The sequence below is a fragment of the Microvirga sp. BF8 genome, assembly GCF_059888585.1.
Genome location: NZ_CM187619.1, coordinates 407,127 through 420,861, shown reverse-complemented (window position 1 = coordinate 420,861; position 13,735 = coordinate 407,127). Strand labels below are relative to the sequence as shown.

Annotated in this window: 12 protein-coding genes; 10 read left to right on the top strand and 2 right to left on the bottom strand. The window is 60.2% G+C overall.

The features are described from left to right. The first annotated feature begins 31 nt into the window (after positions 1–31). From AC522E_RS01905 to AC522E_RS01880, 6 genes are all read left to right on the top strand, one after another. Positions 32–1,267 (top strand): ABC transporter substrate-binding protein, encoded by a 1,236-nt coding sequence (locus AC522E_RS01905; protein ID WP_500748719.1) that lies wholly within the window; start codon positions 32–34, stop codon positions 1,265–1,267. A gap of 75 nt (positions 1,268–1,342) precedes the next feature. Next, entirely contained in the window at positions 1,343–2,281 is a 939-nt protein-coding gene (locus AC522E_RS01900; protein ID WP_500748718.1) for a carbohydrate ABC transporter permease, read from the top strand. Next, positions 2,278–3,162 (top strand): carbohydrate ABC transporter permease, encoded by an 885-nt coding sequence (locus AC522E_RS01895; RefSeq protein ID WP_500748717.1) that lies wholly within the window; start codon positions 2,278–2,280, stop codon positions 3,160–3,162. Before AC522E_RS01900 ends, AC522E_RS01895 begins: the two co-directional genes overlap by 4 nt. A 2-nt stretch (positions 3,163–3,164) precedes the next feature. Beyond that, positions 3,165–4,244, top strand: coding sequence for an ABC transporter ATP-binding protein (locus tag AC522E_RS01890; protein ID WP_500748716.1), 1,080 nt, complete (start codon positions 3,165–3,167; stop codon positions 4,242–4,244). 75 nt (positions 4,245–4,319) lie between these two features. Beyond that, a complete protein-coding gene (locus AC522E_RS01885) occupies positions 4,320–5,087 on the top strand; it encodes a sugar phosphate isomerase/epimerase family protein (RefSeq protein WP_500748715.1) in 768 nt (255 codons plus the stop codon). A 5-nt stretch (positions 5,088–5,092) separates the two neighbouring features. After that, on the top strand, positions 5,093–6,268 hold the full coding sequence (locus tag AC522E_RS01880) for a Gfo/Idh/MocA family protein (RefSeq protein ID WP_500748714.1): 1,176 nt from the start codon (positions 5,093–5,095) through the stop codon (positions 6,266–6,268). Between the two features lie 210 nt (positions 6,269–6,478). On the opposite strand, the gene AC522E_RS01875 is transcribed toward AC522E_RS01880, so the two are convergent. Further along, positions 6,479–7,384, bottom strand: coding sequence for a LysR family transcriptional regulator (locus AC522E_RS01875; protein ID WP_500748713.1), 906 nt, complete (start codon positions 7,382–7,384; stop codon positions 6,479–6,481). A gap of 97 nt (positions 7,385–7,481) precedes the next feature. Between AC522E_RS01875 and AC522E_RS01870 the strand changes: the two genes are divergently transcribed. The 4 genes from AC522E_RS01870 to AC522E_RS01855 are packed head-to-tail and all read left to right on the top strand — an operon-like array spanning position 7,482 to position 11,468. Further along, positions 7,482–8,642: a mandelate racemase/muconate lactonizing enzyme family protein gene (locus tag AC522E_RS01870; protein WP_500748712.1), complete on the top strand. Its 1,161-nt coding sequence runs from the start codon at positions 7,482–7,484 to the stop codon at positions 8,640–8,642. Between the two features lie 43 nt (positions 8,643–8,685). Then, positions 8,686–9,669, top strand: coding sequence for a TRAP transporter substrate-binding protein (locus tag AC522E_RS01865; RefSeq protein ID WP_500748711.1), 984 nt, complete (start codon positions 8,686–8,688; stop codon positions 9,667–9,669). Then, complete coding sequence (locus AC522E_RS01860) at positions 9,666–10,175, top strand: TRAP transporter small permease (protein ID WP_500748710.1); 510 nt, start codon at positions 9,666–9,668, stop codon at positions 10,173–10,175. The genes AC522E_RS01865 and AC522E_RS01860 overlap by 4 nt, the downstream gene beginning before the upstream one ends. A gap of 18 nt (positions 10,176–10,193) precedes the next feature. Continuing rightward, positions 10,194–11,468: a TRAP transporter large permease gene (locus tag AC522E_RS01855; protein WP_500748709.1), complete on the top strand. Its 1,275-nt coding sequence runs from the start codon at positions 10,194–10,196 to the stop codon at positions 11,466–11,468. A 323-nt stretch (positions 11,469–11,791) separates the two neighbouring features. On the opposite strand, the gene AC522E_RS01850 is transcribed toward AC522E_RS01855, so the two are convergent. After that, positions 11,792–13,237, bottom strand: a complete 1,446-nt coding sequence (locus AC522E_RS01850) for an MATE family efflux transporter (RefSeq protein WP_500748708.1) — start codon at positions 13,235–13,237, stop codon at positions 11,792–11,794. Positions 13,238–13,735 lie beyond the last annotated feature (498 nt).

Sequence of the window (13,735 nt, the reverse complement as noted above, 5' to 3'; positions counted from 1 at the left end):
AGAACGATCGAAACACTTCTGGGAGGAAGTCATGGGCCTGAAGACACGCGTTTCTGCGTATACCCTTTCTGTTGCCCTTGTTTGGAGTTCTGGAGCTTTGGCCCAAAAGGCGGAAGTACTCCATTGGTGGACATCTGCAGGAGAATCCGCAGCTGTCAAAGTCTTCGCCGACCAGTACACCAAGAGCGGCGGCACCTGGGTCGACAACGCCATTGCAGGCGGCGCAAACGCCCGCGCGGCAGGGATCAACCGCATCGTCGGCGGCAATCCACCCACCATGATGCAATTCAATACCGGCAAGCAGTTCGACGAACTCGTGACCAACGCCCTCGTGCGCGACGTCGAAAATATGGCAAAGGCCGGCAAGTGGCGCGAGATCATGCCCAAGCCCATCGTCGATGCGACAGTCCACGACGGCAAATTCTATGCGGTTCCGGTCAATATTCACGGTCAAAACTGGCTCTTCTACAATACCAAGCTTTTCAAGGATGCTGGCGTCGAACCCCCGAAGACTTTCCCTGAGCTCATTGAGGCGGGCGCGAAGTTGAAGGCCAAAGGGGTCATTCCGCTCGCCCTGGGCGGTCAGCCCAACTGGGAGCACAACCTGTTCCGCGCCGTTCTCGTGGGCAACGGCGGCGCCGAGCTGTTCCGTAGCGTCTACGGCAAACGGGATCCGAAAGCCGCCAAAAGTGCTGAGTTCAAGGAAGCAGCCGAGCTGTTCGGCAAGATGCGCAGCCTCGTCGACCCGGGTTCACCGGGGCGCAACTGGAACGACGCCGCGGCCCTGGTGATCACCGACAAGGCGGCCATGCACTTCAATGGCGACTGGGCCAAGGGCGAGTTTACTGCCGCAGGCCAGACAGCGGGCAAGGAATATAGCTGCACCATCGTCGGCAAGGACCCCCGCCTGGTGATCGGCGGTGACATCTTCGTGTTCCCGGCGACCAAGGACAAGGACCAGCTGGCAGCACAGGACAAACTGGCTGGAGTTCTGCTCGACCCTGCCACTCAGCTCGAGTTCAACAAGAAAAAGGGCTCGATTCCGGTTCGCCTGGACGTCGACGTCTCGTCCATGGACGTCTGCGCCCAGAAATCCGCTTCAGTACTGAAGAACCCGGAAAACCAAGTTGAGGCCATGGAGCTGCTGAGCACGCCGAACTTCTCCGGCGCCATGCAAGACGCGGTCACACAATACTGGAACAACCCGAGCATGTCGGTGGACGCCTTCGTGGAGAAAGTGACGGCTGCCATGCAAAGCGCCAGCTGAGTCAGCTTGAGTTCCTTGGGTTCGGCGACGCGTTGCGCCCGCCGAACCCATCACGCCCGACAGAACGGATGCCAGATGGCCATTGTCACCATCCCGACCGCCGTTGCCAGATCGGCACATTCCCTCAAGAGCCGACGCCGCGTAAGGACGCGGCTGCCAGCCGCCCTGGCGCTTCTGCCGACAGCTCTCATCGTTCTGGTCGTCTATGTCGGTTGCATGCTCTGGACAGTGCGGTTGTCCTTTACGAGCTCGACCCTCCTGCCCAAGCTCGACTGGGTCGGCTTTGCTCAGTACAGCCGTCTCTTTATGAACGACCGCTTCCTGGTCTCCGCCGAAAACATCCTGATCTTCGGCACCCTGTTCATCTCAGGATGCCTCATCCTTGGTTTCCTGCTGGCCGTATTCATCGATCAGAATGTGCGCGCCGAAGGCGTCTTCCGCACAATTTTCCTTTACCCCTACGCCATGTCCTTCGTCGTCACCGGCGTGGCCTGGCAGTGGTTCCTTAATCCCGGACTCGGACTTCAGAAGCTTGTGCGGGACATGGGCTTCGAGAACTTTACCTTCGACTGGATCGTGAACCAGGACATGGCGATCTATACCATCGTCATTGCCGGTCTGTGGCATGGGGCCGGACTGACCATGGCGATCCTGCTTGCGGGATTGCGAGGCGTGGACGCCGACCTATGGAAAGCTGCCCGCGTCGACGGCATTCCAGCCTGGCGTGTCTACCTCTCCATCGTCCTGCCGCTTCTCCGACCTATGGTGGTGACGGCGACCGTTCTGCTCGCCACTGGGGTCGTGAAACTCTACGACCTCGTTGTCGCCATGACACTCGGCGGTCCCGGCATCGCGACCGAAGTGCCGGCAAAGTTCGTCATGGATCACCTGTTCGAGCGCAACAACATCGCCCTTGGAACCGCCGCTGCAACGATCATGCTGATCACCGTGGTAGTGATCCTGGCACCATGGATCTACGCCAAGTACGTCCGCCCGCAAGGGGGGCCCGCATGAGCGCTGTCGTACCGCAGGGACGCCGCCCGAAATATATGACTATTGGCCGTATCGGCGTCTATATGTTCCTGATCTCGGCCGCCCTGTTTTTCCTGCTGCCGCTATGGATCATGGTTGTAACCTCTCTCAAGCCGATGGAGGAGATCCGCCTCGGCAATATCCTCGCCCTGCCCGCGACGCTCACCTTCGAAGCCTGGAGCAAGGCCTGGTCCTCGGCCTGCACCGGGCTTGAATGCAATGGTATCAGCGTCGGCTTCTGGAACTCGGTTCGCATCCTGATCCCGTCCGTAATCCTGTCGATCATTGCTGGCGCGATCAACGGATACGCTCTGTCTTTGTGGACGGTTCGCGGCGCCAACCTGATATTTGGCATCCTTCTCCTCGGAGCATTCATCCCTTACCAGGTTTTCCTCTACCCCCTGGTGCGGATCTTCTCCATGACGGGGATCTACAACTCGCTGCTCTGTATCGTCGTCGTTCACGTGATCTTCGGCCTCCCCACGATGACCCTGCTGTTCCGCAACTACTACGCCGGTCTACCCGTCGAACTGTTCAAGGCTGCCCGCATCGACGGCGGAGGATTCTGGACGATCTTCTTCCGTGTGATGCTGCCGATGTCGACGCCGATGATCGTGGTTGCGACGATTCTGCAGGTCACGGGCATCTGGAACGATTTCATCTTCGGGCTGACTTTTGCGGGCCGGGACAACCTGCCTATGACGGTGCAGCTCAACAATATCGTTCACTCGACCCAAGGTGAGCGCGCCTACAACGTCGATATGGCGGCAACCATGCTGGCGGCCCTCGTCCCCCTCGTCGTCTATTTCGTGTCGGGACGCTGGTTCATCCGTGGCATCGCTGCCGGTGCTGTGAAGGGGTAAGCATGTCCGCGGTTTCCGTTCGTGATATTACCGTGGCCTTCGAGGCAGTCCGCGTCTTCAACGGCCTCTCGCTGGATTTCGAGGAGGGCGAGTTCATCGTCCTGCTTGGACCTTCAGGCTGCGGAAAGTCGACCCTGCTCAACGCCATCGCCGGCCTCCTCGATATCTCGGAGGGCCAGATCTGGATCGGAGGACGGAACGTCACCTGGGAGGAACCCAAGGACCGTGGTATCGCCATGGTGTTCCAGTCCTACGCCCTCTACCCGCGCATGAGCGTGCGCGAGAACATGTCGTTCGGGCTCAAGATGGCGAAGACGCCCAGGCCCGAGATCGAGCGGCGCGTTGGCCACGCGGCGGAGCTTCTGCAGATTACACACCTTCTCGACCGTCGCCCCGATCAGCTGTCGGGAGGCCAACGTCAGCGCGTCGCGATCGGCAGGGCCCTCGTACGCGATGCGGGAGTCTTCCTGTTCGACGAGCCGCTTTCGAACCTCGATGCACAGCTCCGGAACGAGCTGCGTGTGGAGATCAAGAGACTGCACGCCAGGCTCGGCATGACGACGATGATCTACGTAACGCATGACCAGATCGAAGCCATGACTCTTGCGGATAGGATCGTGGTCATGAAAGACCAGAGGATTCAGCAGGTCGGCAGCCCAACGGAGATTTACCGTCGTCCCGCCAACCTGTTCGTCGCCGGATTCGTCGGCTCGCCGCAGATGAACTTCATCAAGGGAAAGCTCGAGAACAGGAGCAGCGGGCCGGTCTTCCTGTCCGGCGAGCGTCGCCTTCCGCTTCACGGTTACGAATTCACTGGCAGCCCTACCTCCGGACAGGAAGTCGTGCTCGGCGTGCGGCCGGAACATCTCGAGATCGCTGAGGTGGGCGCATGGCCGGGTTTTCGGGTCGACATCATCGAGCCCATGGGCGCTGATGCGGTGATCTGGTGCAGCGACAACGAGGGGTCGCTCCAGGTTCGCACAAGCGGGAACACCAAGGCGTCGGTGGGCGAACACCTCGCTTTGGGTATCGACGCCGCACAAGTCTCTCTCTTCGATTCCCGCAGCGGCGAGCGTCTCTAACCGGAATCAATGGCAGCTTTCCCATCTGCTTGCCTCCCAGGCAGACGCAAAACCCCTTCGAACCGCGAGGACTCCATGAGCGTCACAGACTTTCTTTCAATTCAGCTATATACCCTGCGCTCGATGGAGGACCTCGACTGCATTCTCGATACGGTGGCTCAAGCCGGGTATCATTATGTGGAGACGGTTGGGTCGCATCTCGACAATGTTGCGGGCGTTCGCTCCAAATTGGACTCCCGCGGGCTGAAGGCGTCCTCCAGTCATGTCAGCTTGGCGGCACTGCGCGAAAGGCCTGATGCGATCATAAAGGCATGCGGGACCCTCGGCATCACGGATCTCTACATGCCGGCCGTCCCGCCGGAGCAGCGCGATATGGACGCGGATGGTTGGCGCTCGCTTGGACAGGAGCTCGGCAGGTCGGCCGAGCGCTTCGAAAGGGATGGCATCCGTCTCGGCTATCACAACCACCACTGGGAACTGAAGCCGAAGGACGCGGGCAAGACCGCGCTCGAACTCATCTTCGAAGAGGCCGAAGGAAGCCCCCTTGGCTGGCAAGTCGATGTGGCCTGGCTCGTACGGGGCGGCGTCGATCCCAAGGAGTGGATCAATCGCTACCGCAGCAGGATCACCGCGGCTCACGTCAAGGACATCGCCCCCGAAGGGCAAAACGAGAACCAGGATGGCTGGGCCGACGTTGGATCCGGTATTCTGGACTGGCGCAGTCTGTGGCGCTCCTGTCGCGAGGCCGGAGCCAAGTGGATGATCGTGGAGCACGACAAGCCCGCGGATCCCGCCCAGACGGCTCGCGCCAGCTTCGACTTCCTGCGCACGATCGAGGAATAACCGTTATGAAAGCCCTGAACGTCGGCATCATCGGGTGCGGCAACATCTCGGGAATTTATCTTCAGAACATCCCAGCTTATCGGGGGCTGACGCTGCGCGCCTGCGCGGACATCAGGCCCGAGATCGCGCAAGCCCAGGCCAGCCGCTACGGTACGGAGGCCATGTCCGTCGATGAACTCCTGGCCCACGAGGACATCGATCTCGTGGTGAACTTGACGGTTCCCAGCTCCCATTTCGGAGTATCCCTCGCAGCACTGAGCGCGGGCAAGCACGTCTTCTCGGAAAAACCACTGGCAGTGGATTTCGAGCAGGGCCGGACGCTGGTCGACGAGGCCGAGGCACGGGGCCTGTTGCTGGGCTGCGCACCAGACACCTTTCTGGGTGCGGGGGGGCGCCTTGCCCGCAAGCTGGTTGACGATGATGCGGTTGGGCGGATCCTTTCGGGATCCGCCTTCTTGATGTCCCACGGCATGGAACACTGGCATCCCGACCCGGAATTCTTCTTCAAGCCGGGAGGCGGACCAATCCTCGACATGGCACCCTATTATCTCAGCGCTCTCGTCAATCTCATCGGCCCCGTGCAGCGCGTATTCGCCATGTCAAGCATCGGTTTTCCCGAGCGCATCGTGACAGCGGAGTCTCCCCGCAAGGGCCAGCGCATCACCGTGGAGACGTCTACGACCGTCATGGCGCTGCTGGAATTCGCTTCTGGCGCCCCGGTGACCTTCTGCATGAGTTGGGATGTGTGGAAGCACGGTCATCCGGCGATTGAGCTCTACGGCACGGAAGGCTCCCTGCGTGTGCCGGATCCGAACTTCTTCGGCGGCCATGTCGAGATGACCGAGCGCGGCGGAGACTGGCGGGCCAAGGACTCGAGCGACATGCCGCTGGGGGCCCCAAACTGGCGTTCGCCGAACTGGGCGCCCGATGCGCCATCGCGCGCCAACTATCGGGCACTCGGCCTTGCGGATCTCGCAAGTGCCGCCCTTAACGGCACGCCCCACCGGTCCACGGGCCGGTTGGCGCTTCACGTTCTTGAGGTCATGCACGGCATTCTACAGGGAGCTTCCACCGGGCGCTCCATAGCGATCACGACCATGCTGGAGCGTCCGGCCGTCCTGTCCGATGAGGAGGCAGCCGGGCTTTGGCAAGGTCCGCCGCAAACGGCGACGGCAGCATGACAAGCTTCGTTACAAATCCGGAGCGGAAGCGAAAAACACCAGGTGTCTTGTGAACCGCTCGTGGCCAGCCGCGCGAACTGCTCAGCGAGTGGTGGTTGCCGACTGCAGGAGTTCTTCGCAGACGTCCCTCTCCGCGGCGTTCAGCCTCCTGGCTGCGTGATGCCAGGCAACGCTTCGTTGTGACGGTGCTCCTACGACAGAGCCCTCCAGCTATGTTCCTGCGGTTGTTAAATAGTCCATATGAGCGAGCACAGCCTTGAGGCTTTGGAGCACGGCGCTAACAGCAGGAGATAGTCCGCCGTCCCAGAAAGCCGCATAGACACGTCCGTCATCCACGGGCGGAATCGACGTCAATACCTCGATCCTTCCCGCTGCGACCTCTGATTCGATCATCTTTAAAGGAAGCAATCCGATCGCGACGCCGGAGGCGACAAGGTGAGCCACCAGGACGACGCTCGTGCAGATGTCCAGCCGGGCGGGCCCCATCCCGCTCGTCGCAAACCAGTCGTTGATCTGCCGGTACATTGCAGATGGGGGAGGATTCGTCACGATTGGAAGATGACGAACGTCGGAAGGTCGTATCTTGGGTCCGAGATGCCAGGAAGGTGATGCGGCCCACACCGTGGCTTGTGTTCCTAGCGGCTGCAGATGAAGGCCGGCAGCCCCGATGGGATTGACCAGAATCGCAAGATCGAGACGATGGGCAAGGAGGTCTTTCTCAAGCGAAGAGCTGGTGGCAATCACGAGTTCAAGGTGTAGCGCTGGGTGTTCATGCCGGAGTGAATTCAGGAGAGGCGCCAAGCACACGACAGCAAAGCCTTCGGCGACCCCGACTCGCAGGACTCCACTCACCTCCAAATTCCCGGCTTGATGGCGGATCTGTGCGACATCATCGAGCACGCGCGATGCATGCCTCACGAGCTTCTGGCCAGCTTCCGAGGGCCGGATGCCGCGACCGGTCCGTTCGAACAGCTCTTTCCCCAGCGCCGCCTCGAGATCGCGGATCCGCAGAGAGACCGTCGGTTGAGCCAGGTTCAACTGCCGGGCGGCCAAGTGAACTGACCCCAACTGCGAGACCCAAAAGAAGGCCTCCAGCTGGGAGAGCGTGATCTTCACATTTAGTTTCCCAATTAATCGGCTTTAAATGTTCTAATTTGATCAGCTTCCGCAATGTGTCTTAAGTCTAGATTCAACACAACTCCGTTGCGTCTCGATGGCCAGTGCATTTTCAAAACCTTCCCAGATCATCCGCATTGACGGGTATGAGGTCCGATGCGTGCTCCCGGAGCTCGTCGGCAATTCTCGACAGTTTTTTGACAGCCGCTCCTCTCTCTTGATTGCGGTGACGACCGCATCCGGCGTGACAGGCTGGGGAGAAACATGGGCGTTCCCGGGCGCTGCAGCTGCATTGATCCGTGAGAAGTTCGCCCCTGGACTTGTTGGCCTCGATGCATCTGCTCCACGACCCATCTGGAGCCGCATGGAGGACCAGCTGGGCTATGATCGCCGCGGGATCTCGTTCATGGCGATTGGTGCCATCGATGTGGCGCTCTGGGATGCCGCGGCGAGGCTTCAGGATCGGCCGCTCCATTCTCTCTTGGGCGGCGCCCTCCGCGACCGTCTCCCGGCTTATGTCAGCGGGCCCTTCATGAAGCCTGGGCCTGATCCCTACAAGGATTTCATCGCGGATATCAACGGGTACCTGGACGCTGGCTTTCGAGCCATCAAGCTTCGCATGGGGACGACTCCTCAAAGGGATGGCGAAGTCGCCCTTATGGTGCGCCGGCGCATCGGTGCGGATTTCCCACTGATGGTAGACCTCAACGAAGGCTTTGACACGCGCGCCGCCCTCGATGTGGCCAACCGGCTTAGCGACGCCGATCTGATCTGGCTCGAGGAACCTATCGCTCACGATAACCTTCCCGGCTATCGAAAGCTGTCCGAGCAGCTTCCCATGGGGCTGGCCGGGGGCGAGGCGCTGTTCGGCCTTAACGCCTTCAGAGACTATATTGGCGACGGCGTGTTCGACTTTGTTCAGCCGGACCTTGGACTCTGTGGGGGGATCAGTGAGGGGCTAAGGATTGCCGCGCTCGCTGACGCCTTCGACGTCCCCGTCATTCCGCACGTCTGGGGCTCGGCGGTGAATTTCCATGCGTCGTTGCACTTTGCCTCCGTGCTTCCCGGAAAGCGAGGTCGGGTGTCATACCCTCTCTTCGAGTACGACAATTCCTACAATCCATTAAGGACCCGGTTCACCAGCAATCCTATAGGAGCCGACGGAACAGTTGCTGTACCCGAAGGGCCTGGACTAGGCCTCGATCTCTCACCTGAGAAACTGGAACCCTTTATCGTCAACGCGTGGTCCGTGAGCTAACGAGATACCTAGCCTCGACATATAAACCAAAGGAGGACGCCCGATGAAATTGACAAGTTTTGCTCTTGCTCTTGGCGTGCTAGCAAGCGGTCTGCTGCCATTCGCAGCATCGGCGCAGCAGCCAAAGGTTCTCAACCTGGCCTATGTTGGCCGACAGACGGCGCCTGAAGGCATCGCGATGACAGCCTTCGGAGAGGAGATCAAGAAGCGGACCGCAGGGCGCTATGAAATCCGTCATCATCCGGGCGGCGCGCTCGGCGGCGATCGAGAGATCCTTGAAGGTCTACAGATCGGAACGGTCGATCTCGCCATTCCGACGACGTCCGTCATCGCAAACTTCGTTCCTGATGTTCAGGTCTTCGACATCCCGTTTCTTTTCCGCGACTTCGATCATGCTCAGGCAGTCCTCGACGGCCCGATCGGACAGGAGCTCCTCGGGAAGTTCAAGGCGCGTGGGCTGCAAGGGCTTGCATTCGGCGGCATCGGGTTCCGTCAGTTGACCAACAGCCGACGGGCCGTGTCTGGCCCTGAAGACGTCAAAAGCCTGAAGATTCGGACTCAAGAAAATCAGATCCATATTACCGTATGGAGGGCGCTTGGGGCTCTGCCGACCCCTATGGCTCTTCCTGAAGTTTTCACGGCCCTGCAGCAGGGCGTCGTCGACGGCCAGGAAAACCCGATCGGCGCAATCATCAACAACAAGTTCGGCGAGGTGCAGAAGTACCTCACCATCACAAACCATGCCTTCGCTCCAATCGGCGTTGTCATGGCGCCGAGCGCCTTCGACGCCATGTCTCCTGAGGACCAGAAGATCTTCATTGAAGCCGCCCACAATGCGATGATCATCTGTAAGGACGAGGTCGCGAAAGTGGAGAAATCAGGGATTGAGACACTGAAGAAGCAGGGCCTCCAGGTGGTGGAGAGCGTCGATACGGCGAAGTTCCAGGAGATCTTGAAACCCACTTTCGCTGAATTCGCCAAGCGCTTCGGAGAGGCTACCATCGCCCGCATCCGGGAGCAGAAATGAACGCTTCCAACCCAGCTATCAAGGTGTTGATGCGGGTCGAACGCGGCCTAACGGCATTGAGCGTAACAACGGCATGCGGCCTTTTGGCCGCGGCCGCCCTCGTTGGATTCTACCAGGTCCTGACCCGCTTCGTGTTTCATGAACCGGCAAGCTGGTCAGAAACGTCGATCCGGACCCTTCTCATCTGGATGTCGTATCTCGGCGTTGCCGGCGCCTTCCGGGTCGGTGCCCTCGTGTCCGTCGATGTCCTTTATCGTGCCGCGCGCGGACGGATGCGGAAATTTTTTGAAGCGCTTATCACCGTGGCCTCCCTCGGCCTTCTCGCCGTTCTGATCTGGTACGGGATCGACCTCACCTATCGTGTCAGGTTCCAGAACCTTGCCGGTTTGGAGATTTCCATGAGTTGGGCCTATGCGGCCATCCCGGTCGGGGCCTCGTTCTCAGTGCTTGCCGTGCTGGCCCACTACTTCGATCCCCGACGCGAAGAGCTCGATACGGCCGTCTAGCCACATAGAGGTCCCGCCATGACCGCCGTCATGCTTGTCACAATGTGCGTCTTGTTCATACTGTCCGTGCCTGTGGCTGTGGCAGTTGGCCTTGCATCGATCTTGGGGTTGACGCTGTTCACGTCACTCCCGCTTGTCCTCGTTGCGCAACAGGCCTTCGCCGCGCTCGACAAGTTCCCCCTGGCGGCCGTCCCATTCTTTATCCTTGCCGGCAACCTTATGGGGGAAGGCGGGATCTCGACGCGCTTGGTCGAGTTCGCGAAGAGTATCGTCGGCGGAGTGCAGGGCGGGCTCGCATGCACTTGCATCTTGACCTGCATGATCTTCGCCGCGGTTTCGGGTTCGAGCGTTGCGACAACCTTCGCGATCGGGGCCATCCTGATTCCCGCCATGGTCAAGCACGCCTATCCCGTTTCGTTCGCGGCCGCCCTCCAAGCAACCGCGGCGGAACTCGGGGTCATCATTCCTCCCTCGATCCCGATGATCCTGTACGGCGTCGCGGCGGAAGTCTCGATCGGAGAATTGTTCATCGCTGGATTTGGCCCCGGCTTCCTGATCGGTGGCGTATTGATGCTATCCGTCTGGATCTGGTGCCGCGTGCGTGGCTATGGACGGAATGATGGGCAGGGCCGCTTGCCGTTCGCAATTGCCTTCCGAAAAGCATGGCTGGCGCTCATGATGCCGGTCATCATCTTGGGTGGCATCTATGGCGGCATTTTCACGCCAACGGAAGCTTCGATCGTCGCGGTCTTCTATGCGCTTTTCGTAGGCTTCTTCATCTATCGTGAACTGAGCTTCAAGGCCTTGGCGTTCATTCTCCATCGATCGGTCATCTCGTCGGCTATCGTTATGCTGATCATCGCGATGGCAGGTCTCTTCAGCTTTCTTCTCACGCGGGCAGGCGTACCGGCTCAGATCAGTGCCTGGATCATCGAGACATTTCACAGCGGCTGGACATTCCTTCTGGCAGTCAATGTTTTCCTTTTCATCATCGGAATGTTCATCGAGACATCTGCATCTATCATCGTGCTAGCCCCGATCTTGGCGCCCGTCGCCGCTCGCTTTGGCATCGACCCGGTCCATTTCGGAATGGTAATGGTGGTGAACTTGGCGCTCGGAATGATTACGCCACCATTTGGTGTCAATCTTTTCGCAGCCTGTGCGGTGGCCAATATCTCACTCGACCGGATTACGCGTGCCTTGGGCCTGTTCATTGGCGTGGTACTGCTTTGCCTGGCATTGATCACATATATTCCGGCGATCTCACTCGGGCTCCGAAACCTGCTCTATTGAGGGCTTTGTCGCAAGTTCTAAGGGCAGACACGCAAGGGGCACCCTCTCGCTGAAGCGTTCAGGCGGCACGCAGCTCAAACTGTTCGGCAGCGACTTGAATCCCTGCATCGGCCGCCAGTGTCTCTTGGTGGCACGGTGATCCTGCTCGCTGCGGCTTTGCCAGATTGAGCTCTGCTCGTACCCTGCCGTGGCGCCTCAGCCCGTCGAGATCGCCGAGCACCGCGGCCGCGAGAGCCCGACAGAAATCCACGTCCTGTCCCATGCCGGTTTTTCCCTATGCGTCCGGAAAGGGGAAACCTGTGACGCAATACGACCCTATCGGCTCAAGCCAGCGCGTCCGCTGCTTTCGGTGGTCGGATCCAGTGACGATCCTGATGCTTCCGGAGAAGGCGGAGCCGATCGCGAAGCAGCCATCGTCCTGTCATGAGCACTGCGACAACTGCCAGTCCCGAGGCCAAGCCGATCCATACACCGGCACCGCTGAGGTCCGTCCTGAAGGCCAGCACGGCTCCTAAGGGAAAACCGATACCCCAGTATCCGAGGGCGGCGAACAGCATCGGAATCCGCGTGTCCTGCAGTCCACGCAACATGCCCGCGGCGATGGACTGCGCACCGTCGACGATCTGGAACAGACCGGCAAACGCGAGGAACCACATCGCCAGCTTGGCCACGTCGGCATTGCCGGGATCGTTCGTGTCGAGAAAGGCCGCGACGAGAATTTGGGGCTGCAACAGCATGATCATGGCCATGATTGCCATGAACCCGACTCCGAGCGCGTAGGCACTCCATCCTGCCCGCGTGACTCCTCCCGGGTCACCCTCGCCATTGGCTCGCCCCACGCGCACCGTGGCGACTTGGCTGAACCCCACGGGCACCATGAAGCTCAGCATGGAGATCTGCGCCGCAATCGCATGCGCAGCGAGGGCTGTCGGTCCGATGATCCCCATCATGACCACCGCGGCGTAGAAGATCGTGGTTTCGAAGGCGAAGGTCAGCGCCATCGGCAGGCCAATACGCCACAGCTGGATGAACCGGGGCCAGTCCTGCCGCCAGAAACGCCCGAAGAGATGATAGCGCCGGAACCGCCGTTGGGTCGAAATGACGATGGCAAGGCCGATGAACATCCAGAGGCTTGAGCATGTGGTGACGATGCCGGCACCCTTGAGGCCCATCTGCGGCAGGCCGAAATTGCCGAGGATGAGCCCGTAGCCGGCAATTGCGTTGAAAAGAATGGCCGAGGCGGCGATGAGCAGGGTCCAGAGTGGCTGCTGCATGGCGGCGAGAAACGATCGCAGGACCAGATACCCGAGATAGGGAAGGAGTGCCCATTGCAGGGTATGCATGAACTCGGCCGAGCGAGCCGCGACATCAGGGCGCTGGCCGAGCCAGACGTAGATAGATTCCACATTCCAGAGCATCACCCAGAACGGGAGACAGACCAGGGCAACGCTCCAGAGGCCCTGCCGGACCGTTCGCCTCACATCGCGAACCGCATGCCGATGCCGCCCCAGCGAGGTTGCAATCATTGGCATCGTGGCGGATGCAATCCCCATGCAGAAGATCATGCAGGCATGATAGAGGCTTGTCGCCAGTGAGCCTGCGGCGAGCGTCTCAGCGCCGAGACGGCCGATGATGATCAGGTCGGTCGCGCTCAAGGCAGCCTGAGAGAGGTTTGTCAGGATCAGGGGCCAGCCCAGAGTGAGGCAAGCCCGGAACTCCGCAGCCCAAACTCGCGCTGAGACGCCTCGCATGGTGAGTGTGTTCGTCATGGGTGTTCGATTCTACATTCCAAAGGTCACAGCCGCGGAATTCACCGGCTTGCCAGATCCTGGGAAGCCTTGATCAAGGGAGAGGTACTTGGAAAACGCAGAGGCAGAACGCCGATCACTCCGGGATCTGGAATGACAGCCCCTGGTGCCCTTGGCTCACGAGCGTTTTGGTCGGGTCGATGTACCACTCCTGAACGCATAAAGAAACCGGTTCTGGATCTCGCCAGCGACAGGCAGACCGATCGCGAGGGCAGAGGGCTCGGAAGCCAAGCTCTGGACGGCCGAGCCTTCGAGGCGCCGCCATTACCAGCTTCGTTAGAGGAGTGGAATTGCGGGTTTGCCGCAGATTCGGCTGTGTTGTGTCGCCCGGCTCCATCATCCCTCGTGCCGATCTGAGACTGGGCGCCCTGGGGCCGCCGTCGTACGCGATGAAGAGCCTCTGAGTCGGTTGACAGGCCCATGCTTCCAGGAGGAGAGGCAGGCCCATCCCGACGAAGC